This is a genomic window from Vibrio maerlii (genome assembly GCF_003415655.1).
Classification (GTDB): domain Bacteria; phylum Pseudomonadota; class Gammaproteobacteria; order Enterobacterales; family Vibrionaceae; genus Vibrio; species Vibrio maerlii.
Genome location: NZ_QRHC01000003.1, coordinates 111143 through 132445, shown reverse-complemented (window position 1 = coordinate 132445; position 21303 = coordinate 111143). Strand labels below are relative to the sequence as shown.

The 21303-nt window shown below is 44.8% G+C and carries 23 protein-coding genes, 3 tRNA genes, 1 other RNA gene and 1 riboswitch; of the genes, 16 read left to right on the top strand and 11 right to left on the bottom strand.

The window, feature by feature from the left end; all coding sequences use genetic code 11:
* Positions 1–248 precede the first annotated feature (248 nt).
* Both luxO and DPF91_RS04890 read left to right on the top strand, forming a co-directional pair.
* The gene (gene luxO / locus DPF91_RS04895) at positions 249–1661 is read left to right on the top strand and encodes a quorum-sensing sigma-54 dependent transcriptional regulator LuxO (protein WP_117233326.1); all 1413 of its coding nucleotides are present in this window, start codon (positions 249–251) and stop codon (positions 1659–1661) included.
* Entirely contained in the window at positions 1658–2008 is a 351-nt protein-coding gene (locus DPF91_RS04890) for an Hpt domain-containing protein (protein WP_117233325.1), read from the top strand. The genes luxO and DPF91_RS04890 overlap by 4 nt, the downstream gene beginning before the upstream one ends.
* 50 nt (positions 2009–2058) lie before the next feature.
* Here the strand turns inward: DPF91_RS04890 and DPF91_RS04885 are convergent, their stop codons facing one another.
* Positions 2059–2949 carry a YvcK family protein gene (locus tag DPF91_RS04885; protein WP_117233324.1) on the bottom strand — a complete coding sequence of 297 codons (891 nt, stop codon included), beginning with the start codon at positions 2947–2949 and terminating at the stop codon, positions 2059–2061.
* 187 nt (positions 2950–3136) lie between these two features.
* A riboswitch (molybdenum cofactor riboswitch) is annotated at positions 3137–3284 on the top strand.
* Between DPF91_RS04885 and moaA the strand changes: the two genes are divergently transcribed.
* From moaA to DPF91_RS04855, 6 genes are all read left to right on the top strand, one after another.
* Positions 3272–4261, top strand: a complete 990-nt coding sequence (gene moaA, locus DPF91_RS04880) for a GTP 3',8-cyclase MoaA (RefSeq protein ID WP_117233323.1) — start codon at positions 3272–3274, stop codon at positions 4259–4261. (Overlaps the previous riboswitch by 13 nt.)
* 67 nt (positions 4262–4328) lie before the next feature.
* Complete coding sequence (gene moaB, locus DPF91_RS04875) at positions 4329–4841, top strand: molybdenum cofactor biosynthesis protein B (RefSeq protein WP_117233322.1); 513 nt, start codon at positions 4329–4331, stop codon at positions 4839–4841.
* Between the two features lie 2 nt (positions 4842–4843).
* Positions 4844–5323 carry a cyclic pyranopterin monophosphate synthase MoaC gene (gene moaC, locus DPF91_RS04870; RefSeq protein WP_117233321.1) on the top strand — a complete coding sequence of 160 codons (480 nt, stop codon included), beginning with the start codon at positions 4844–4846 and terminating at the stop codon, positions 5321–5323.
* The gene (moaD, locus tag DPF91_RS04865) at positions 5320–5565 is read left to right on the top strand and encodes a molybdopterin synthase sulfur carrier subunit (RefSeq protein ID WP_117233320.1); all 246 of its coding nucleotides are present in this window, start codon (positions 5320–5322) and stop codon (positions 5563–5565) included. The genes moaC and moaD overlap by 4 nt, the downstream gene beginning before the upstream one ends.
* Before the next feature lies 1 nt (position 5566).
* Positions 5567–6025 carry a molybdopterin synthase catalytic subunit MoaE gene (gene moaE, locus DPF91_RS04860; protein ID WP_117233319.1) on the top strand — a complete coding sequence of 153 codons (459 nt, stop codon included), beginning with the start codon at positions 5567–5569 and terminating at the stop codon, positions 6023–6025.
* 265 nt (positions 6026–6290) lie between these two features.
* A complete protein-coding gene (locus DPF91_RS04855; protein ID WP_117233318.1) occupies positions 6291–6674 on the top strand; it encodes a hypothetical protein in 384 nt (127 codons plus the stop codon).
* 124 nt (positions 6675–6798) lie between these two features.
* Here the strand turns inward: DPF91_RS04855 and DPF91_RS04850 are convergent.
* From DPF91_RS04850 to DPF91_RS04830, 4 genes are all read right to left on the bottom strand, one after another.
* Positions 6799–6883, bottom strand: a tRNA-Tyr gene (locus DPF91_RS04850).
* 99 nt (positions 6884–6982) lie between these two features.
* Positions 6983–7067, bottom strand: a tRNA-Tyr gene (locus DPF91_RS04845).
* A 207-nt stretch (positions 7068–7274) separates the two neighbouring features.
* A complete protein-coding gene (gene yddG / locus DPF91_RS04835) occupies positions 7275–8198 on the bottom strand; it encodes an aromatic amino acid DMT transporter YddG (protein WP_117233316.1) in 924 nt (307 codons plus the stop codon).
* A gap of 102 nt (positions 8199–8300) precedes the next feature.
* Positions 8301–8385 (bottom strand) — tRNA-Tyr (locus DPF91_RS04830).
* Positions 8386–8669: 284 nt separating this feature from the next.
* Here DPF91_RS04830 and DPF91_RS04825 point away from each other — a divergent pair.
* From DPF91_RS04825 to DPF91_RS04815, 3 genes are all read left to right on the top strand, one after another.
* Positions 8670–9761: an efflux RND transporter periplasmic adaptor subunit gene (locus tag DPF91_RS04825; RefSeq protein ID WP_117233315.1), complete on the top strand. Its 1092-nt coding sequence runs from the start codon at positions 8670–8672 to the stop codon at positions 9759–9761.
* 2 nt (positions 9762–9763) lie between these two features.
* Positions 9764–12886 (top strand): vibriobactin export RND transporter permease subunit VexH, encoded by a 3123-nt coding sequence (gene vexH, locus DPF91_RS04820; RefSeq protein ID WP_117233314.1) that lies wholly within the window; start codon positions 9764–9766, stop codon positions 12884–12886.
* A 170-nt stretch (positions 12887–13056) separates the two neighbouring features.
* Positions 13057–13374 (top strand): DUF1244 domain-containing protein, encoded by a 318-nt coding sequence (locus tag DPF91_RS04815; protein ID WP_117233313.1) that lies wholly within the window; start codon positions 13057–13059, stop codon positions 13372–13374.
* Positions 13375–13456: 82 nt separating this feature from the next.
* Here DPF91_RS04815 and DPF91_RS04810 read toward each other — a convergent pair whose 3' ends face one another.
* Positions 13457–14518, bottom strand: a complete 1062-nt coding sequence (locus DPF91_RS04810; protein WP_117233312.1) for a PLP-dependent cysteine synthase family protein — start codon at positions 14516–14518, stop codon at positions 13457–13459.
* 129 nt (positions 14519–14647) lie between these two features.
* On the opposite strand from DPF91_RS04810, the gene DPF91_RS04805 reads away from it, so the two are divergent.
* Entirely contained in the window at positions 14648–15109 is a 462-nt protein-coding gene (locus DPF91_RS04805; RefSeq protein WP_117233311.1) for an Lrp/AsnC family transcriptional regulator, read from the top strand.
* Positions 15110–15124: 15 nt separating this feature from the next.
* Complete coding sequence (locus DPF91_RS04800) at positions 15125–15814, top strand: hypothetical protein (protein WP_241033761.1); 690 nt, start codon at positions 15125–15127, stop codon at positions 15812–15814.
* A 64-nt stretch (positions 15815–15878) separates the two neighbouring features.
* Here DPF91_RS04800 and DPF91_RS04795 read toward each other — a convergent pair whose 3' ends face one another.
* Positions 15879–17225, bottom strand: coding sequence for a patatin-like phospholipase family protein (locus DPF91_RS04795; protein WP_117233310.1), 1347 nt, complete (start codon positions 17223–17225; stop codon positions 15879–15881).
* A gap of 66 nt (positions 17226–17291) precedes the next feature.
* Complete coding sequence (gene tesB / locus DPF91_RS04790) at positions 17292–18152, bottom strand: acyl-CoA thioesterase II (RefSeq protein ID WP_117233309.1); 861 nt, start codon at positions 18150–18152, stop codon at positions 17292–17294.
* A gap of 190 nt (positions 18153–18342) precedes the next feature.
* Between tesB and DPF91_RS04785 the strand changes: the two genes are divergently transcribed.
* On the top strand, positions 18343–18789 hold the full coding sequence (locus DPF91_RS04785) for a YbaY family lipoprotein (RefSeq protein WP_117233308.1): 447 nt from the start codon (positions 18343–18345) through the stop codon (positions 18787–18789).
* A gap of 12 nt (positions 18790–18801) precedes the next feature.
* On the opposite strand, the gene DPF91_RS04780 is transcribed toward DPF91_RS04785, so the two are convergent.
* Positions 18802–19104 carry an MGMT family protein gene (locus DPF91_RS04780; protein WP_117233307.1) on the bottom strand — a complete coding sequence of 101 codons (303 nt, stop codon included), beginning with the start codon at positions 19102–19104 and terminating at the stop codon, positions 18802–18804.
* 51 nt (positions 19105–19155) lie between these two features.
* Here DPF91_RS04780 and DPF91_RS04775 point away from each other — a divergent pair, with 51 nt between their 5' ends.
* Together DPF91_RS04775 and ffs are read left to right on the top strand one after the other, a co-directional pair.
* Positions 19156–19896: a VP0952 family biofilm-associated protein gene (locus DPF91_RS04775; protein WP_117233306.1), complete on the top strand. Its 741-nt coding sequence runs from the start codon at positions 19156–19158 to the stop codon at positions 19894–19896.
* A gap of 144 nt (positions 19897–20040) precedes the next feature.
* An RNA gene (gene ffs / locus DPF91_RS04770) (signal recognition particle sRNA small type) lies at positions 20041–20137 on the top strand.
* A 338-nt stretch (positions 20138–20475) separates the two neighbouring features.
* Here ffs and DPF91_RS04765 read toward each other — a convergent pair.
* Positions 20476–20952 carry a hypothetical protein gene (locus tag DPF91_RS04765; protein ID WP_117233305.1) on the bottom strand — a complete coding sequence of 159 codons (477 nt, stop codon included), beginning with the start codon at positions 20950–20952 and terminating at the stop codon, positions 20476–20478.
* A gap of 1 nt (position 20953) precedes the next feature.
* Positions 20954–21301 (bottom strand): STAS-like domain-containing protein, encoded by a 348-nt coding sequence (locus tag DPF91_RS04760; RefSeq protein WP_241033760.1) that lies wholly within the window; start codon positions 21299–21301, stop codon positions 20954–20956.
* Positions 21302–21303 lie beyond the last annotated feature (2 nt).

Sequence of the window (21303 nt, the reverse complement as noted above, 5' to 3'; positions counted from 1 at the left end):
CTGCAAAAATCAGCTCGAAAGGTCAACAGACCCTAACCAATAATCCCACCCAATTAAGTGCGCACCTTTGGCTTAGTTTTACAGTGCGCACCCACATCACTCTTAATGATCGATCTTGAATCATTTCTCGAATGAATAATTGGTTAATGAATTTTAAACATATTGATTGAACGCTCGTTGCAAATTGCAACAGCAAGTGAGATTATTACTGCATAATGCAAAAGTATAAATAAGGCTTAAACACGTCTATGTCACCGAATTCAGAAGCTTGTAAAACCAAGTATTTGCTGATGGTGGAGGACACCGCGTCCGTAGCGGCTCTCTATCGTTCTTATCTTACCCCGCTAGGTATCGACATTAACATCGTCGGTACGGGTAAAGATGCGCTCGTAAGCTTAGCTGAGCGCACTCCCGACCTCATATTATTAGATTTACGACTGCCTGATATGACCGGAATGGATGTGTTGTATTCGGTGAAGCGTGATTATCCCGATGTTCCTGTCATCTTCATGACTGCTCACGGTTCAATTGATACTGCTGTAGAGGCTATGCGTCATGGCGCGCAAGACTTCTTGATTAAGCCGTGTGAAGCGGACCGTTTGCGTGTAACAGTTAACAATGCGATCCATAAGGCGACCAAGTTCCGTAATGATACCTTGCTGCGTGGTAAGCACATTTATCAAGGCTTTATTGGTAGTAGCCAGACCATGCAGTCTGTATACAGTACGATCGATTCAGCGGCAGGCAGTAAAGCCAGTATTTTTATCACCGGTGAGAGTGGTACAGGTAAAGAGGTTTGTGCGGAAGCAGTGCACGCAGCGAGCAAGCGTGGTGATAAACCGTTTATTGCTATCAACTGTGCTGCGATTCCCAAAGATCTCATAGAGAGTGAGCTCTTTGGCCATGTGAAGGGAGCATTTACCGGGGCAGCTTCTGATCGAAAAGGTGCAGCTGAACTTGCTGATGGAGGTACTTTGTTCCTCGACGAGCTGTGTGAGATGGACTTGGAGCTACAAACTAAATTGCTACGTTTTATCCAAACCGGTACCTTTCAAAAAGTGGGCTCTTCTAAAATGAAGAGTGTGGATGTTCGTTTTGTGTGTGCGACCAACCGTGACCCTTGGGAAGAAGTGCAAAACGGCCGATTCCGAGAAGATCTGTATTACCGCCTCTATGTGATTCCTTTGCATCTTCCACCATTGCGAGAGCGAGGAGAAGATGTGATTGAGATAGCCTACTCGCTCCTTGGCTTTATGTCGGTAGAGGAGGGGAAAGACTTTGTTCGACTCTCTCCTGAAGTGACTCGTATTTTTAGTCAATATGAATGGCCAGGGAACGTGCGCCAGTTACAAAATGTGCTGCGAAATGTAGTGGTGCTTAACCAAGGGAAAGAGATTCAAGTTGGCATGCTTCCGCCGCCACTCAACAACCCCGAAATCTTACAGCAGGCTAAGCAGCAGGCCGTTAAGGGAGATATTTCATCGTTAACCGAATCTGATATCTTACCTTTGTGGATTAGCGAGAAGACCACGATAGAACAAGCGATTGACATTTGTGATGGAAACATTCCTAAAGCGGCCCGCCTGCTTGATGTAAGCCCATCAACCATTTATCGTAAACTGCAAGCTTGGGAAAAACGAGAGAAGGAAGCTCTTACATGACCTTATTGAATCAAGGCAAGGTAGATAAGTTGAGTTCGGAGATTGGAGCAGAGAACGTACCCATGCTCTTAGATATTTTTATTGGTGAACTCGGTTCATACAAAACGAAGCTGCAGGAGCTTAATGGTGATGAGCAAATACAACAGCTCAAAGAGATCAGCCACGCATTAAAAAGCAGTGCTGCCAGTTTTGGCGCGGATGCTTTACGAGATATTGCGCAATCTATTGACCTTAAAGGGAAGCAGTTTGCGGAACTGAAATTTGAGGTCGAAGGCAATGAACTCTGTGCTGTGATGTCTCAAACCGAGCAAGCTTATAGTGATTATCGTGCCACCGTAACCGCCTAAAAAACAGAGCCAATAGGCTCTGTTTTTTACTTAACCTCAGCTGAGGTTACTTAGTCGCTGAGTAAATTTTCAACTGCTTGTTGAAGTTTGTCTCGGTCATGTCGCCACTCTCGGTTTGGTGATGCCAGTTCAACTGTTACGCAGTTCCACAGCTCTTCTAGCTCAGGGTGCGGTGTATCACCAAGTACAACATCAATCTTTCTACCCTTGCATGAGCGTTCACACCATTCTAACTTTTGTTGTAACGTCATTCGTCCCGCAGGACCATATTCCGGCGATAAGTTCTCAATAAAGATAAGCTTAGCATCAGTATTATTGTTAATCGCAGAGCCAATTTCCGGCAGCAATAACGGTGGCATAATACTGGTTAAGAAGCTGCCGGGTCCAAGTACGATGCAATCGGCTTCACGTAATGCTTGTACCGCTTCTTGAGTCGCGGGTACTTCAGGTACGATATCTAGGCGACGTAGCTCTTGAGGCATGTCGTCAACATCGGTCTCTCCTGTGACCCATTGACCATCCATCGATAACGCAGTGAGATCGGCTGGGTGTTCTGTCATTGGTAGTATGTTTACATCTACCTTGAGCATATCGCGGATAAGGTTGATGGCATCAAGAGGGCGAACGGAAAGGTTATCTAGAGCCGTGAGCATCAGGTTACCAAGGTTATGACCATTCAATTCACCTGCGCCTTTAAAGCGGTACTCAAACATCATTGAGCTAATCGACGGTTCGGTAATCAGCTGATTCATACAATTACGCATGTCACCCCAGGCAATACCGCCCTGACAGTCACGGATACGTCCGGTAGAACCGCCATTGTCCGTTGTAGTGACAATGCCTGTCGCGTTTGAGCCGAAGTCCTTGAGCGCAGCCAACATACGACCTAGCCCGTGACCACCACCGACGGCGACCACTTTCTTTGATGTGTAAATCGTCATATTTTTATACGTTTTGGTTATTTAACAGCTACAATTTAAAACAAACCATACGCAAATCCTAACTTAGGTCAAATAAAGTGAGGGTTTGATAGGGTTTTTAGTGTATGAGGGTAGATTCACTAAAGGTTTTTCAGTATTTTACCCGGCATAGCTGCTGTATCGCTGTAGAAAAAGTAATTCTCACGTATAGCTGCCATAACTCCGAGCTTGGCTGGCTAAGTTAATGGTTTCTATCCATTAATATGGCGTCCAAGCCAGTGACGTGTTGTCACAAGGGCATAGTTGGAAATGATTATGCCTCCCGTGTTTGGAAAGGTGTTCCGTGGCGCAACAATTCGAAGATAGATTCCACCGCAAGTTTTATTACTTGCGTTTGTCAGTTACTGACGTTTGCAATTTTAAATGCACATATTGCCTTCCTGATGGTTACAAACCGTCGGGCAACAAAAACTCGTCTTTTTTATCCCTACCTGAGATCAAACGTGTTGTAAAAGCGTTTGCAGATTGCGGTACTTCAAAGGTTCGTATTACAGGTGGTGAACCAAGCCTGCGTAAAGACTTCACTGAAATCATCCACTCTATCGCTTCTACTGAGGGTATTACCAAAGTCGCGACCACGACGAACGGCTATCGTATGGCCAAGCAAGTGGCCGACTGGCGTGATGCGGGGTTAACCCACATCAACGTCAGCGTTGATAGCCTTGACCCTCGCATGTTCCACCAAATCACCGGTGAGAACAAATTCCGCGAGGTAATGGATGGTATCGAGAAAGCATTCGAAGTCGGCTACGAGCAAGTTAAGGTCAACGTTGTGTTGATGAAAGATCTTAACAGTGGCGAGTTGCCAGCCTTTCTAAACTGGATCAAACACCGCCCAATTCAGCTTCGTTTCATTGAGTTGATGCAGACGGGCGAGATGGATGAGTTGTTCTCAAAGCATCACGTATCGGGTGTCGCAATACGTAACCAACTGATTGCTAATGGTTGGTTGCTAAAAGTGCGTTCGAAGAATGACGGACCCGCACAAGTCTTTGTTCACCCTGATTACGAGGGTGAAATCGGCCTGATTATGCCGTACGAAAAAGACTTTTGTGAGAGCTGTAACCGTCTACGTGTATCGGCGATGGGTAAACTTCATCTTTGTTTGTTCGGCGAACACGGCGTTGAGCTGAGAGATCTTTTGCAAGAAGACCAGCAAGAAGCCGAGTTGATCGAACGAATCCAATCACAACTTCAAACTAAGTCTGTGAGTCATTTCCTACAAGACGGAAATACTGGCATGACACCTCACCTAGCGTCGATTGGCGGTTAGTGAGCGCAAACTTCAAACTTGAAATTTCAAATTAAATAACGACTAGACAGATTAATAGGTGAATTTAATGGGTCACGCGGTTAGCAAATTCGAAGCTGCAAAGATTGCAGTTCTGACTGTTTCTGATACTCGTACAGAAGAAAACGACACATCAGGCGGTTACCTAGCAGAACAACTTCAAGAAGCAGGTCATATCCTGGCAGACAAAAAAATTGTTATTGATGATGTTTACCAAATCCGTGCGGTAGTAAGCCAATGGATTGCGGATGAAAACGTACAAGCGGTGATGATTACTGGCGGTACAGGCTTCACTTCACGTGACAGCACGCCAGAAGCACTTGTCCCTTTATTTGATAAGCAAGTTGAAGGTTTCGGTGAGTTGTTCCGTACTGTTTCTTATGAAGAAATCGGCACATCAACCATTCAATCTCGTGCGATTGCTGGTTTTGCTAACCACACAGTGATTTTTGCAATGCCAGGTTCAACTGGTGCATGTCGTACAGCGTGGACGAAGATCATCAAGCAACAGCTAGATGCGAGTCACCGCCCTTGTAACTTCATGCCTCATCTAAAGGTGTAGTTATGAGCGAGTTCACTCATATTAATGCCTCTGGTGAAGCAAACATGGTGGACGTGTCTGCGAAAGCAGAAACCGTGCGTGAAGCACGTGCCGAAGCTTTTGTTCACATGGCACCAGAAACACTGCAACTTATTATGTCGGGCAACCATCATAAGGGTGATGTGTTTGCCACTGCACGTATTGCGGGCATTCAAGCGGCTAAAAAGACTTGGGACCTGATCCCACTTTGTCATCCACTTTTACTATCTAAAGTTGAAGTGCAGCTTGAAGCGATTGAGGCTGAGAACAAAGTACGCATCGAATCAGTATGTAAGCTTGCAGGTAAAACAGGTGTTGAGATGGAGGCGCTTACAGCGGCTTCAGTAGCAGCATTAACGATCTACGATATGTGTAAAGCCGTACAGAAAGACATGGTGATTGATGCGGTTCGTCTATTAGAAAAAACAGGTGGCAAGTCAGGTCATTTTAAGGCGGATGCATGATTAAGGTTCTTTTCTTTGCTCAAACTAAAGAGCTAGTGGGTACCGGTGAAGTTGAAATCTCTGAGAGCTTTGCAACCGTTGAAGAACTTCGCCAAAGCCTAGTGACTCGTGGCGATAAGTGGGAGCTAGCTTTAGAGGCTGGTAAACTGCTTGTTGCAGTGAATCAAGCGATTGTGCCGCTCGACTTTGCGATTTCTGAAGGTGATGAAGTAGCGTTTTTTCCACCAGTAACAGGTGGTTAACATGACAGATATCCGAATAACTGTATCAAACGACGATTTCTCTGTTGGTAGTGAGTACGACTGGCTGGCTGAAGGTACTTCTGTAGGCGCTGTGGTAACTTTCATTGGCAAAGTACGCGATATGAACCTCGGTGATAATGTGATTGGTTTATCTCTTGAGCATTACCCTGGTATGACGGAGAAAGCTTTACGCGAAATCGCAGAACAAGCGGCTGAGCGTTGGCCACTTCAGAAGGTTGATGTTATCCATCGCGTCGGTGATCTGGATATCGGCGATCAAATCGTTTTCGTTGGCGTAACCAGTGCCCACCGTGGTGCGGCGTTTGATGCATGCGAGTTTGTTATGGACTATTTGAAGACCAAAGCACCATTTTGGAAGAAAGAACGCACGACTGAAGAAACTCGTTGGGTTGAGTCTCGTGATTCTGATGCGAAAGCAGCAGAGCGCTGGCAACAGTAGTCACAATAGACTTTCTATATTGAGAACCGAGCCTATGCTCGGTTTTTTTATGCCGGTAGATTGAAAGAATAAAACTCTTATTTTCAACAGCCTAATAGTCATCCACGAGCGCGAGTCGACGAGTACGCCGGGGATCTCTCTTTATAGAAACATTTTGGTTAGATTCACAAGTGAAGCTATTTAAGAATAGAGTGAGATGAACGATTTCCTTTGTCGTCTGAATAAATTAGACTGGGAAAAAACAAAATAAACTCAAGGTAAAATAATGAGCTCAAGCAACATTCTTTCTCAAGACCTGATCGTTAGTGGTCGTGACATCCCTCTAAAAGAGTTACTTTTTGCTAAGCGTGTACTTGATAACTACATGACAATTGCAACGCAGAACAGCCCTGCTGAGCTTTTGACTGAGATGCGTGATGCTGCGGGTAGTGTTGAATACTTCAAAGTGGAAGACAGCTCATGTGAAGCACGCAACGTGATCAGTGGTTTATTTAAAGAAATTAATGCTGTTGAGTCGTTTACACAGTTTAAAGAACAAGCTGATAAGCCATCGCAAGCACTGCGTGAGTTGATTGAAGATCGCGCACAGTTGATCAAGCAAGAGCGTGATCTGTTGATCGCATCTGGTTACGACATTTCTCGTATCTAAGCTTTTTGTATCAGACAAAAGATAGCGAATAGATCCGGGCTAAGGCTCGGATTTTTTATATTTGTTTGTTTCGAGACGAAAACAGAAACAAAAAAGCCAGCTCGATGAGCTGGCTTTCTGTATATGGTGGGGGGGGACGGATTCGAACCATCGAAGGCAGTGCCGGCAGATTTACAGTCTGCTCCCTTTGGCCACTCGGGAACCCCCCCAGGGGTTTTACCTATTCAAGATAGGAACCGAAATGATRATTTCCCAACGCATCATTTAGGCTTTCTTATGTTTGAAAGGAACAAACACAARCAAAAATATGGTGGGGGGGGACGGATTCGAACCATCGAAGGCAGTGCCGGCAGATTTACAGTCTGCTCCCTTTGGCCACTCGGGAACCCCCCCAGGGTCTTTTACTTACTCAAGGTAAGAACTTAGCACAACGTTTTCCCAGCCCGTTGCTCAAGTGCGGAGCGCATCATAGCAAATTAGATTTGGCTGTAAAGTATTTTTCTGCAAAAAATAGTGCAAGTGTAGATGTTTTGGACGTTTCACCTAAAAAATAGTCATATCGTGGCAAAAGTAGACATATATACCTTTGTCTTGATGGCCCTATTGAGGCTGTTCTATTTCAGTTATTCGGCTTTTTTCGCTCTTCTCTCGCGTTAACCACCAGCAACCTAAACTGCTTAGCGTCACGATGATCACACCTTGCCAAAAAGACCAGCTAAGCGCAATTGCAAACACGATACTTGAAATAAAGATGGAGATAACGGGAGTAAAATAAGACAATGTGGCGAGAAATATCATGTTGCCGCCAATAATAGCGATGTTCCATAAACCATAACCACCAGCCATCACTGCAGCAGAGAGCAGTAATACCGATGAATTTGTCCAGGTGAAGGTAAAACTAGGTTCATCGACAAACAGTAGATGAATCCATAGCGTTATGGCTGTGAGCATAAAAAAAGGAGTGATCGCATTGATACCGTTTGACCACTTCTGTGTGAGGTTACAATACAAAGCCCATATAAATGCGCCACTAAGGGCGAGGGTATAGGTCAAAGGGTTCGATTGAATATTACTCACCAACGTAGCCCAAGATAATGGCTGGTCACCACTAACGCACCATACGACTCCAACAAATGCAGCCATGATGAGTGGGTAGAGAGCAATTGGCGTGGGTTTCTTTGATATCAAAGTCGCAATAACAACAGTCAGAGCAGGCCACAGGTAGTTGATGATCGCCATATCTAGGGCTTGTTGACGACTATTTGCCATACCTAGCGCCAGGGATAAAAAGATCTCATAACAAGCAAACATTACTCCGCCTAAAATTAGATACTTCTTTGGTATCTGTGAGAACTTTGGCATACCAACAGTCAACATGAGTAACACTGAACTTACGGTGTAAAGAAGAGCCGCACCACCGACGGGGCCGAAGTACTCTGCGACAAATCGTGTCAGAGAAATGACACAACTCCAAAGTAAAATCGCGAGGGTACCAAAAACATTATAGCGTTGACGACTTAACATGCTCTTCCTTGTTCAACGGTCGTTGCAAAGGAAACATGTATACCATGGAAAGGGTTGAAGCAAAACGAGAAAAGCCAGCTCAATGAGCTGGCTTTCGGAATATGGTGGGGGGGGACGGATTCGAACCATCGAAGGCAGTGCCGGCAGATTTACAGTCTGCTCCCTTTGGCCACTCGGGAACCCCCCCAAATTGTGCTGCCGTTACACTTTCGTGTCAGCTAGGTCGCTAACAATAGCACTAAGGCCGAGAGAGTAAAGAAAAATTTGATACTTTTGAACCGTTTGGTCTAATTTTGTGCTTGGCCGTATAAAACTTAATCTAAACAAATCATGCACGGCAATCGTCACGACAAACTTACAAAATATCTGGGTAGATTTACATTCCTTTACGCTACACCCGCAACTTAGTTGATAGAATTTGCTTAGCTAATGTATTCGTCTATTCGATAATATTGATTACGTACCTAAATTATGAAAAATAAAATTGCTTTAAGCTTGTTGTCTGTGGCTTTACTTTCAGCAGGAATGACTGCTCATGCAGCGAAACCTCGTGGTCCTGGAGGTGCAACTCCGGTTGTTTCTGAAACGGTTCAGACTCATGAAGTGTCTCAATCACTCACTCTTATCGGAAAGCTTGAAGCTGACCAATCGGTAATTGTTGCTTCGGAAGTATCGGGTAAGGTTGAAACTATCTTGGTCAAAGCTAATCAGTTTGTTAACCAAGGCGAGCTTTTAATCAAGCTCGATGACGACAAAGCGATTGCAGCAGTTGCTGAAGCAAAAGCCTATCTGAAAGATGAACAGCGTAAGCTGAAAGAGTTTGAGCGATTAGCAAAGAAAAACGCAATCACCCAAACTGAGATCGAAGGCCAGCGCGCTAATGTTGATATCGCAAACGCACGACTTGACGCAGCGAACGCAAATCTAAAAGACCTACATATCTCTGCACCGTTTGCTGGAACAGTAGGTTTCATCGATTTTAGCCGCGGTGCATTGGTGAGTTCTGGTAGTGAACTTATCACTCTTGATGACCTGTCGGTCATGCAGCTTGATCTGCAAGTTCCAGAGCGTTACTTAGCTCAAATCTCAAATGGCATGGAGGTTATTGCTACAACCAGTGCTTGGGGTGACCAAACATTCACAGGCACAGTTGTCGGTATTGACTCTCGTATCAATTCTGAGAGTTTGAACCTGCGCGTACGTATCCATTTTGATAACCCAGAGCAGCGGTTAAAGCCAGGCATGTTGGTTTCAGCTGACATGGCTTTCCCACCAATTTCTGCCCCTATTATTCCTGTTCAAGCGCTTGAGTATTCAGGTACCAAGCGATACGTCTACGTGATCGGTGAAGATAACAAGGTTACTCGTACTGAGGTGTTCCTTGGCGCTCGTATTGGTAACGAAGTGGTTATCGAAAAAGGTTTGGATATCGGTGCCAATATTGTGGTTCAAGGTATCGTGAACATGCGTGATGGTGCTTCAGTGAAAATCCTAAGTACAGACGGCGTCGCGGTAGAGCTGCCTTCTGGTAAACCAAGCAAATCAGCAGCAAAGGGTGAATAATCATGTTGCTTTCTGACGTTTCGGTAAAAAGACCGATAGCGGCAATCGTACTCAGCTTGCTGCTGGTGGTGTTTGGTATTGTCTCTTTCTCTAAGCTCGCTGTTCGTGAGATGCCTGATATCGAGAGTCCGGTAGTTTCGATCAGTACTCGTTACGATGGCGCTTCAGCGACTATTATCGAGAGCCAAATTACTTCAGTATTGGAAGACCAACTCTCCGGTATCAGTGGTATTGACGAAATCAGCTCGACTACTCGTAACAGCATGTCGCGCATCACGATTACCTTTGAGCTTGGCTATGACCTCAATACCGGTGTCAGTGATGTTCGAGATGCAGTAGCACGTGCACAGCGTAGCCTTCCTGATGAAGCGGATGATCCGGTTGTATTTAAGAACAATGGTAGCGGCGAGGCATCACTCTACATTAACCTAAGCTCAAGTGAGATGGACCGTACGCAACTTACGGATTACATCGACCGTGTGTTGCTCGACCGTTTCAGCCTGATCTCTGGTGTAAGCTCGGTAGATGTCTCGGGCGGTTTGTACAAAGTTATGTACGTTAAGCTCAAGCCGGAGTTGATGGCAGGACGTGGTGTGACCGCAGCGGATATTACCAATGCACTGCGCTCAGAGAACGTGGAAAACCCAGGCGGTGAAGTACGTAACGATTCGATTGTAATGTCAGTTCGTACTGCACGTTCCTATCAATCTGCTGAAGATTTTGAATACCTAGTGGTGAAGCGTACATCGGATGATTTCCCAATCTATCTTAAAGATGTGGCTGATGTTTACCTAGGTGCTGAGAATGAAAACTCAACCTTTAAGAGTGACGGTGTCGTTAACGTAAGTATGGGTATTGTTCCTCAGTCGGACGCCAACCCATTAGAAGTAGCAGAGCGTGTTCACAATGAAGTTGAGCAGATTCAGCAGTTCTTACCTGATGGTACCCGATTGGCGATTGACTACGATTCAACGGTATTCATCGAACGCTCTATTGCTGAGGTATATAGCACACTCTTTATCACTGGTGGCCTAGTTATCTTGGTGCTGTACATCTTCATTGGGCAGGCACGAGCAACGTTGATCCCTGCGGTGACGGTACCAGTATCGTTAATCTCTTCCTTTATGGCGGCATACTACTTCGGTTTCTCGATCAACCTTATCACCTTAATGGCGCTTATCCTGTCAATTGGCTTGGTAGTTGACGATGCTATCGTTGTGGTTGAGAACATCTTCCACCATATCGAGAAGGGGGAATCGCCATTACTGGCAGCCTATAAGGGGACGCGTGAAGTAGGCTTCGCGGTAATCGCAACGACTCTAGTACTGGTGATGGTTTTCCTACCGATCTCTTTCATGGACGGTATGGTTGGCCTGCTGTTTACTGAATTCTCGGTATTGTTGGCGATGTCGGTGATCTTCTCATCACTGATAGCATTGACTCTGACACCAGTACTTGGCAGTAAAATCCTAAAAGCCAATGTGAAGCCAAATGCATTCAACCGCTTTGTCGAAAGAGTCTTTGGTAAGCTTGAAAATGGTTATCGTAAGGTTCTAGCAGGTGCTCTTAAATTTCGCTTTGCGGCTCCGATTGTGATCATCGCCTGTTTAGGTGGTAGTTATGGTCTGATGCAGCAAGTGCCCGCTCAGCTCACTCCGCAAGAAGACCGTGGTGTGATCTTTGCCTTTGTTCGTGGTGCGGATGCCACCAGTTACAACCGAATGTCAGCAAACATGGACTTGGTGGAAGAGCGCTTGATGCCATTACTTGGTCAAGGTGTACTAAAGTCTTTCAGCATTCAATCGCCAGCATTTGGTGGCCAAGCGGGTGACCAAACTGGCTTTGTTATCATGATCTTAGAAGATTGGAATGACAGAACGGCTACTGCTCAAGAAGCGGTTGGTATGGTGCGCAAGGCATTAGGGGCGATTCCTGATGCACGTGTCTTCCCGTTCATGCCGGGTTTCCGTGGTGGTTCAAGTGAGCCTGTTCAATTCGTGCTGGGTGGTTCAGATTACCCAGAGCTAAAAGAATGGGCGGAAGTGCTGAAACAGGCAGCTGATGATTCCCCAATGATGGAAGGTGCGGATATCAACTACTCAGAAAAAACACCTGAGCTAGTGGTAAGCGTTGATAAACAGCGTGCTGCAGAACTAGGTATTTCTGTATCGGAAATCTCGGATACGCTTGAAATTATGCTCGGTGGTAAGAGCGAGACTACCTTTGTTGAGCGTGGTGAAGAGTATGATGTTTACCTACGTGGTGATGAAAATAGCTTCAACAATGCGGCAGACTTGAGTCAAATCTACCTACGTACTAACAGTGGTGAGCTGGTGACGCTCGATTCGGTGACTAAGATTGAAGAAATTGCATCTTCAATTCGTCTATCGCACTACAACAAGCAAAAAGCGATCACTGTGACCGCGAACTTGATTGACGGTTACACATTGGGCGATGCTCTGGATTTCCTTGATGCAAAAGCGATTGAAGTACTACCGGGTGATATTTCAGTGAGCTACTCTGGAGAGTCAAAAGACTTCAAAGAGAACCAATCGAGTATTCTGATTGTATTTGGCTTGGCTTTGCTGGTGGCTTACTTGGTACTGGCGGCACAGTTCGAGAGCTTCATCAACCCATTGGTCGTTATGTTTACGGTTCCTATGGGCGTATTTGGTGGCTTCCTAGGTTTATTCCTAATGAACCAAGGCCTGAATGTATATAGCCAGATTGGTATGATCATGTTGATCGGTATGGTAACGAAAAACGGTATCTTGATCGTTGAGTTTGCTAACCAGCTTCGTGACCGTGGCATTGAATTTGAGAAAGCGATTCTGGATGCTTCTGCACGTCGTCTACGCCCAATCATGATGACCGCCTTTACGACATTGGCTGGCGCGATTCCACTGATTATGTCGACGGGTGCAGGTTATGAGAGCCGCGTGGCGGTGGGTACGGTGATCTTCTTCGGTATGGCCTTTGCGACTTTGGTTACACTGTTTGTTATCCCTGCGATGTACCGCTTAATTTCAGCCGGTACTAAGTCTCCTGGCCACGTAGAAGCTGAGTTGAATAAGGCTCTATCGCATGACCACAAGACACGTAGTAGCCATGGTGAGTTGAGCTAATAGTTCCTCTGTTGGTAAAAAGTGTTGATACGAAAGCGCTTGGTGTGAACCAAGCGCTTTTTTTAGTTGTCTATTTTCGCTGTTAAGAATTGTTGATGCTGAGATGGACTTGGCGTAGCGGAATCTCTATGCTCTAGGGAATAAAAACAACACTGAGAAAGGAAAGTAAAGTGGCTGAATTTAAATACAAAAACCTAAGCCAAGAAGAACAAGACAAGCTGGATGCTGCGACATTTCGTCGTCTGCTTGCTCACTTAGATGAAAATAAAGACGTGCAGAATATCGATCTTATGATCTTAGCTGGATTCTGCCGCAACTGTTTCAGTAAATGGTACAAAGCCGAAGCTGAGCAAGCCGGTTTGGACATCGATATTGATGATGCTCGTGAGCGTGTTTATGGAATGACTTACGATGAGTGGAAAACAAACCACCAACCTAAGGCAACACCAGAACAGTTGGCAGCATTTGAAGCAAAGCAAAAGAAATAGAAACTGGACTTGGCAAACCGTAAAAGGGTTTGGCTAACCAGAGAAGAAAAGGGCAGGAGAGTGAATATCCTGCCCTGTGTCTTTAGAGTGATGACGCCAGCATCGTCTCGATTTCGTCGGTGTAACGTTGATAACAACCGATGTTTTCACTTACCCACTCTTGATTGAAGTAGGTATCTAGATATCGCTCACCACTGTCGCATAACAGGGTGACAATCGACCCTTTCTCACCGCGCTGTTTCATTTCACAAGCAAGCTGTAGAGCACCAAATAGATTTGTACCTGTTGATGCGCCGACCTTACGACCAAGCACCTTTTCTAACCAATAAATAGTTGCGATGCTTGCTGCGTCGGGGATGGTACGCATTTCATCGACTACGCCTGGAATAAAGCTTGGCTCTACGCGAGGGCGACCAATACCTTCGATACGGCTACCTTTATCGCCAGTAAGAGATGCATCACCCGTTTTGAAGTAATCATGAAATACAGAGTTTTCTGGGTCAACGACACACAGTTTCGTATCAAGTGCTTGATAGCGAATGAAACGACCAATGGTTGCCGAAGTACCACCAGTGCCAGGGCTCATTACCACCCAAGTTGGTACTGGGTGTTGTTCCAGTTTCATTTGTCCAAAGATTGAGTTTGCGATGTTGTTGTTACCACGCCAGTCGGTTGCGCGCTCTGCATAGGTAAATTGATCCATGTAGTGTCCATTCAACTCTTTGGCTAGACGCTTTGATTCTGCATAGATTTGATCTGAGCGGTCCACAAGGTGAGCTTGACCACCATAGAACTCTATCTGTTCAATCTTCTTGCGGGCTGTGCACTTCGGCATAACGGCGATAAATGGTAGGCCCAGAAGGCGAGCAAAGTAGGCTTCAGAAATTGCTGTACTGCCAGATGAAGATTCAATGATCGTTGTTTCAGGACCCACCCAACCGTTACAGATTGCATAGAGGAACAGTGAACGAGCCAAGCGGTGTTTCAGTGAGCCTGTTGGATGTGTACTTTCATCTTTAAGATAGAGATCGATACCTTCAAGTGCAGGAAGATCGAGCTTGATGAGATGGGTATCAGCAGAGCGTTGATAGTCAGCTTCAATTTTTTGGATAGCGCTGTTGATCCAGTTATGGTCAGTACACATGGGAGTTCCTTTATTCTTATCGAGGCGATGTAGATACTCTAATTCTCATTGCGGAGAAATACTTTGCTATATTTTGTATATATCACTACATTTGTAGAAAATTTTTCTCTCTGATTGAGTGTTTGTGAAATGGAACTCGATAATACGGATAAAAAGTTGCTCTCATTACTGCAAAATGATGGCACACTGTCACTTAATGAATTGGCCGAGTCGGTCAATTTAACGACGACACCTTGTTGGAAACGCCTCAAGCGATTGGAAGATAACGGTATTTTGGAAAAGCGCGTCGCTTTAGTTAATCCAGATAAACTTGGCCTCTCATTCACCGCATTTGTGCTAGTGCGAACTAACGATCATTCCCATGAGTGGTATCATCGTTTTGCTTCTACTGTGTCTGAGTTTCCCGAAGTTATGGAGTTTTATCGCATGGCAGGCGAATATGACTACATGATGAAAGTCTTGGTAGAGGATATGAAGCGATTTGACCAGTTCTACAAAAAGTTGGTCAATAGCGTGGATGGCATTTCGAATGTGACCTCAACCTTCGCCATGGAATCATTAAAATACACCACAGCATTACCTATTGAATAACGCCAAGGATCGCGCATGACTCTGCAAGCTAAAATCTCCACCTGTGTACAACTTATCTTGGCAGCTTCCATCGTTTATTTAGGAAGTAGCATTTACCAAATCAGCCAAAAGATCACCGATGTGATTGATGTCTATCCTCAAGTGCTAAGTGATGCGTCTGAGGTGACGAAAGAATTGCAGATTGAAGACTGGATCGAATTCACCAATCAGTTGGAAGTATTTGTTCCACAAATTATAGCGACCGTCGATAAGGTTCAGATGACCGCGGCTGACATTGAGAAAACCGCAGCCTCTATCGATAGTAAGATTCCTTCGATTGTGACCGAAGTTTATGCGATTCGCAGTGAGACGATTCCATCTGTACTAACGGAAGTCGAAGCGGTACGTCGTCAGTCCGTGCCGGCTGTGCTAAAAGAAGCAAGCCTATATCGAAAAAATGTTATTCCGCCAGTGCTGACGGAAAGTAAGGGATATCGTGAACAAACAATCCCAGTTATTATCAAAGAGTCGGAACAGTTACGCCAGGAACTACCCCCAATGCTGGCAAAAGCGGATGAAATTGTCGATAACAGCAAAGATATTATGCAGCAAGCGACAATCGGTGCAGTGGAAGGGACAGTGAAAGGTGTAGTGTTAACACCGGTCAACCTGCTAAAAGATGCCGGACAGAATGTGAAGAGTCGTATCGTAACGGAAGAAGAGTAGTTTTTGAGCCTCTGAGATATAAACCAAAACCGCCCACTCTAATGTGGGCGGTTAAATTTTTCTGTCATTGCTTGGCTGAGGTTTGCAACTCGGCTTGTTTTTTAATATTACCCATCAGGCGAAAAAACTCGGGGTGGTTTTGCAACTGCACGTAACCTTCCATCACCAGTGCGTCTACCTGTTCTTTCTCCAACGTCAGGTCGGTAGGGATGTTGTTCAGATAACGTTGCTTCTCTTTATCTGGTATCGCAAAGTCGGAGAGGTTGATATTAATAAGGTAAGTCTCTACGTTGATGCCCATCTTGCTAGAGGTCATTTTCCCGTAATCGTCACTCCACTTTTCAATCAAGCCTCGAGTCGTAGTATTAAAGCGATGTAGCTGTATATCTGTCATTGCCGAGATTGTCTCAGAGATTCCGGGTTCCTGTGGCGAACTGTGAATCATAGACTCAGGCTTTGCTGAGGCATCGATAGAAATTATGACGTAGTGCGGACGAGGTTGAACCTTAGTTTGTTCAAAGAACTCCATTTGACCACCACCAAGGTCGGCGATGTCATAAAGTGCCAATAGTCCTAAGTTGTCGGTTATGCCTCCGTCGACGAGATGAATGTATTTTATGTAGTCTTTACGCTGGTACTTTGATAACCCGATGAGTGTCTCTCGGGTCATAGGGCTCAGCTCTTTGAAATCTCGCATTAAATAGCTGTCGTCAACTTTACAGGTATCGTAGTTCTCAAGTACTACCGGGTTGAAGACGACAGGTACCGCGGATGAAGCGGTAACTGCGTTTGCAATTGGGTATTGAGAAAGGTCGGAGCACAATAAGTCGAAGTATTCTTGCAAGAAGGAAAAGCGTACACCGTTGCCCAGATCGGAAGCGTTAATAATGATCAGTGGGCTATCTTCTCGGATATCTGCAAACGTGGCGTCCTTGAATAGCCTAGCATTATACAAATTGATTGCTTCTTCAGTCCTACCTTGTTCAGAAAACCACTGAAATGGGTTGAATAAGTTATCAATCAGGTCACTGCTTACGTCGTGATAAAGAAAGTCCTGTTCAAAATCGCTAAATATTTTATCTCCGTACAGGCCGTAATAAGCTGCTGTAAAGCTGCCTCCTGATACTGAACTGATGGCATCGACTTCATTTAACAAGCTCTTTTCCGAATCAAGTGGGTGAATCTCGGCACGTAGTGCCTTTAGCACGCCGTAAGAAAGAGCCGATGCTCGAGTACCACCACCGGACATTGCAATAACAATGGTGTATTCACCATTGTTAAGTTTCATCACTGAGTTTTCAAACGAGTACGCAGTCGCAGGCATCGCACTGGTGATAGATTCATTATCTACTGCACTGAATGCGGTACAGGTCATGAATAAGGTGGTTAAAAATATTAGAATTAGTCTCATAATCACATCCTTGTGAGAGCTAGTTATCTCGCTAATTTATCCCGAGCAATTTATTTCGATAAATCGCTACTTAGTAAAGCGCATCACGCCTTCTTGCACCGCCGTTGCGACAAGATCACCCTGTTGGTTGTAGATTTCACCACGCACTAGACCGCGCGTATTACTCGCGGTTGGGCTTTCGATTGCATACAGTAGCCATTCATCCATCTTAAATGGGCGGTGATACCAAATTGAATGGTCGATAGTCGCTACTTGGAAATTCGGTGTCATCAAGCTCACCTCATGTGGATGAAGCGCTGTGACTAAGAATCCCCAGTCTGACGCGTAGCCCAGAATATACTGGTGGATCAGTTGGTCGTCTGGCAATGCGCCATTTGTTCTAACCCAGAGGTACTGTTTTGGCTTTTCTTTGGTTGGTTTCAAAGGATTCACCACAGTAACGGGACGAATTTCGATCGGCTTCTCACCACAGAAAATCTGTTTCACTTTCTCTGGGAGCAGGTGTGCAACTTTCTCTGCAAGTTGAGACTCAGAAGCAAAGTTTTCTGGGCCAGGAATCATTGGCATTGTGTTTTGATGCTCAAACCCAGGCGCATCTCCGTGATAAGACGCCGTCAGATAGAATATAGGGCGACCATTTTGAATCGCTTTTACACGGCGAGTACTGAAACTTTTACCATCACGAAGGTTCTCTACATCATAAATTATTGGCTTTTCTGGATCGCCAGGGTAAAGGAAATAACTGTGAAATGAGTGAACAGTGCGTTGTTCATCTACGGTATAGCGAGCCGCAGACAGGGCTTGGCCGATAACTTGACCGCCATACACCTGTGGCAAGCCGAGGTTTTCACTCTGTCCTCGAAATAGTCCTTCTTCTAATCTCTCTAATTGCAACAAGCTCAAGAGTTCTTGTAATGGTTTACTCATGTTGGAATTCTTTCCTAATCTTTATAATAGTTTTGTTAGCACGTCAGATTATCGAGCGAAAAAGCTAGTTTAGTCAAAGAGCAAAAAAACTAGCATAGTCAAAGTTTTGTCAATTTAGAACCACACGTCAAGACAGAGCTATTATCTCTGTCTATACTTCGTCGGTTATTAATTCCCGAGTGAGGGTCAAATGAAAAAACAATTTTGGGTAGCCAGTGCAGTGGTTGCCAGTGTGTTTTTGGCTGGTTGTCAGACAGCACCTGTCGAGCAACCTTCTAAGGTAGAGGAACAGGTGAAAGAAGAGATTCTGTCGATTTCTGGCACTATGGCTTATCGTGAGCGTATTGCGTTACCTGCAGATGCAGTCATTACTGTACGTCTAGAGGATGTCTCATTGGCAGATGCACCAGCAAAAGTGATTTCAGAGCAAGAGTTCACATCTGATGGTGACCAAGTGCCACTCGATTTTAGATTGAGCTACTCGAATCTCGATATCAAACCAAACCACCGCTACAGTGTTCGCGCAACGATTCACGTGAATGGAAAGTTACGTTTTACAACAGACAGCTCTTATCCAGTCATCACCGATCCGAACAATACGTCTGATGTAAATCTTCGTTTGGTTGGTGTTCGTTAGTTGATTCTTTAGCTACGGCTGCCAGCGGTAATGTCGTAGCTTTATTTTTCCTAGGTCAGACACTTCTACATTCTCTTCCTCAAGTCGCCCCCTTTGGCGCTCGAATGCTTCACCCTTTAAAGAAATCTCACCTTTACTATTGATCACCCGGTGCCAGGGAAGCTTTGAATCCTTAGGTAAATTTCCAAGCGCTCTGCCTACATGACGCGCGTAACCTTTGTATCCTGCAAACTGTGCGATGTCTCCATAGGTTGAAACCTTACCTATTGGAATTTGGTGAATTACTGCAAAGATTTGTGCGAGAAATTGGTCCATACTGAAATTGTCCTAGTTCATTATTGCCACGGATTGGTAGAGGGAGGAGCTATGGTATTTTCAACACTTCAATTCATAATCACAACAATACTAGCGGTTGTTTGTGCTCGTGCTATTAGTCTTAGCGAAGGCGACATTCCCGTACTTGCGCTTATTATCCCTGCATTGTGGATATTCCCACAAGGGGGCGTTTCAGGTTTAATTCTATTAGCTTCACTGACCGTTTTTGGTTTAACACTGCCATTGCAGCCCATTACTTTATCCGTCGCAGTTTGGGTCATTTTTCCATTGATGATGGTGGCGTTCTCTAGGCGCTCAAGCATTGGCGTTATGGCAACGACATTCCTAATTCTCATTACAATGCAGGTTGGGATTATGGTCACGCAGTCAGGTGGTCGACTAGAGGGTAGTGCAACGGTTACTGCGATTCAGACCTTTGCCGTTATGGTGACTTGGTATGCGGCCTCACACTGGAAACCATCAAATAAACACAGCTGGTGGAGTTTGGGTTTTATCCTGCCACTTTGGATTGCCGATCTTCCTTATGCGGCGCTCGTCGCTCTGAGTATCACAGGCATTATTGCATCGATTGAGACGCTGCGTAAGCCAAGTAGCTTCCGTTGGAATAAGCTACTGTGTTGGACGCTACCTACAGTTGGATTTGCAGCACTGGTAATCTCACCAAGCATTGAAGTACCTAATCCAGTTTTCGTTGTGTGGCTCTGCTTACTTGGAACCGCTTGGACGACCGATTACATACTGCGTAGCCAAGAAGATATGGAGCAAGATTAGGCTGAGTTTTCAATAAATTGAACAAGGGCTAATCACTTAACTCACTATTGACGAAAAATGCGCTTTCAAGGCTTGCAATAGAGCAGGGGATGCTTAATAATCCCCGCACGACTTAGGAATTCTAAGTCAAACGAATCTATGGGGGCCTGGTCCTCTCGCAACAATAGCTCGTGAACTCGGTCAGGTCCGGAAGGAAGCAGCCGCAGCGAGTGACTTGTGTGCCGGGATGTGGCTGGGTTCCCACCCTTTGAAAAAGCCGTTACTAATGTAACGGCTTTTTGCTATCTAAAATCCTTTCAAATCGTGTGCTTACCACAGTCAAAAGTAAGCTAAAACGCGAAAATAATCTTGGTACTAAAAGACGGTACTAAACTATGCGCTAGCTCACCGTAAAAACGAATGGAAAGTGGCAATTTCGCTTTCAAATTCCCCCTTCGTTTCGTCAACACTTCAATAACCGTGTTCTCCAAGCTTAAGTAATGCTTCTAAGAGGGTTCTGCCCCAAAGCATGCCAGAGAAGCTTCTTGCCGTCCTTATGGAAATTCGTTAGTGAACCAAGTTTTTGTAATGTTACAAAGTCTACACATAAAGCCAGGTGACAATCTTTATAGCCGAATAAATGCAAAACAGAGTGCAAAACGTCCCTGCTAGTTCGAATCGACTCAAATAGAAGAATGAATATTTGTTTTGTATGTGTCGGTGGAACGTTCTATCTACATAATCAACAGCGTCATAGCATTTACGGGTTAAATCAGAGTGATCCCCAGCTTCAACATCGTAAGTAAACAGACTTTCAAAATCATCATTTTCAGTAGAAATCAAAGAACTCTTACACAGAGTATTAAACTCTTTTACTTTGTTCTCTATGCGAGTGAATTTATGTGCAAAAGTAGTTTCTTTAACAAGAAGCTCCGCATCATCCTTGTTGACGTCTAAAAGGCTATATATTTCACTGACCAGAGCTTCTTTGGTATTAGTCAGCGATGTTCGCTTTAAGGTATTGATATGGATAAATACCGCTAACAGCCAACTAACAGCATAAATCAAGTAACTCATGTTACCCCGCTATACGCTTTAGCTCTGCTTTTTGAATTCTCTCATCAATGATCGCTATCACTGACGTTAAGTCATTGTGGACATATATCAACTTCTCATCTAACTGAGCTTTGGTAAAACCACATTTTCTAATCAAACCGCCAAAAGACTCATCAAGAAATGAACGTCCATACCGGTTATAACCAGTTAAGTCGACAGTTACTTTGTCGTGTTTTTTTAACGCAGGAGCCAAGTGCTTATCTCTAAATACTTCCCCTGATGTTTTATCGCAATCTGGGCCGTCTGTGATATAGCGGCCATACGGCTTAGGATGAAAGTCTTTAACTACAGTGATTGTTATCTCATTCACTT

Bases quoted from the DNA above. Each gene is read 5' to 3' on its own strand.
- luxO (WP_117233326.1), top strand. From the start codon at position 249: ATGTCACCGAATTCAGAAGCTTGTAAAACCAAGTATTTGCTGATGGTG.
- DPF91_RS04890 (WP_117233325.1), top strand. From the start codon at position 1,658: ATGACCTTATTGAATCAAGGCAAGGTAGATAAGTTGAGTTCGGAGATT.
- DPF91_RS04885 (WP_117233324.1), bottom strand. From the start codon at position 2,949: ATGACGATTTACACATCAAAGAAAGTGGTCGCCGTCGGTGGTGGTCAC.
- moaB (WP_117233322.1), top strand. From the start codon at position 4,329: ATGGGTCACGCGGTTAGCAAATTCGAAGCTGCAAAGATTGCAGTTCTG.
- moaC (WP_117233321.1), top strand. From the start codon at position 4,844: ATGAGCGAGTTCACTCATATTAATGCCTCTGGTGAAGCAAACATGGTG.
- moaD (WP_117233320.1), top strand. From the start codon at position 5,320: ATGATTAAGGTTCTTTTCTTTGCTCAAACTAAAGAGCTAGTGGGTACC.
- moaE (WP_117233319.1), top strand. From the start codon at position 5,567: ATGACAGATATCCGAATAACTGTATCAAACGACGATTTCTCTGTTGGT.
- DPF91_RS04855 (WP_117233318.1), top strand. From the start codon at position 6,291: ATGAGCTCAAGCAACATTCTTTCTCAAGACCTGATCGTTAGTGGTCGT.
- yddG (WP_117233316.1), bottom strand. From the start codon at position 8,198: ATGTTAAGTCGTCAACGCTATAATGTTTTTGGTACCCTCGCGATTTTA.
- DPF91_RS04825 (WP_117233315.1), top strand. From the start codon at position 8,670: ATGAAAAATAAAATTGCTTTAAGCTTGTTGTCTGTGGCTTTACTTTCA.
- vexH (WP_117233314.1), top strand. From the start codon at position 9,764: ATGTTGCTTTCTGACGTTTCGGTAAAAAGACCGATAGCGGCAATCGTA.
- DPF91_RS04810 (WP_117233312.1), bottom strand. From the start codon at position 14,518: ATGTGTACTGACCATAACTGGATCAACAGCGCTATCCAAAAAATTGAA.
- DPF91_RS04805 (WP_117233311.1), top strand. From the start codon at position 14,648: ATGGAACTCGATAATACGGATAAAAAGTTGCTCTCATTACTGCAAAAT.
- DPF91_RS04800 (WP_241033761.1), top strand. From the start codon at position 15,125: ATGACTCTGCAAGCTAAAATCTCCACCTGTGTACAACTTATCTTGGCA.
- DPF91_RS04795 (WP_117233310.1), bottom strand. From the start codon at position 17,225: ATGAGACTAATTCTAATATTTTTAACCACCTTATTCATGACCTGTACC.
- tesB (WP_117233309.1), bottom strand. From the start codon at position 18,152: ATGAGTAAACCATTACAAGAACTCTTGAGCTTGTTGCAATTAGAGAGA.
- DPF91_RS04785 (WP_117233308.1), top strand. From the start codon at position 18,343: ATGAAAAAACAATTTTGGGTAGCCAGTGCAGTGGTTGCCAGTGTGTTT.
- DPF91_RS04780 (WP_117233307.1), bottom strand. From the start codon at position 19,104: ATGGACCAATTTCTCGCACAAATCTTTGCAGTAATTCACCAAATTCCA.
- DPF91_RS04775 (WP_117233306.1), top strand. From the start codon at position 19,156: ATGGTATTTTCAACACTTCAATTCATAATCACAACAATACTAGCGGTT.
- DPF91_RS04765 (WP_117233305.1), bottom strand. From the start codon at position 20,952: ATGAGTTACTTGATTTATGCTGTTAGTTGGCTGTTAGCGGTATTTATC.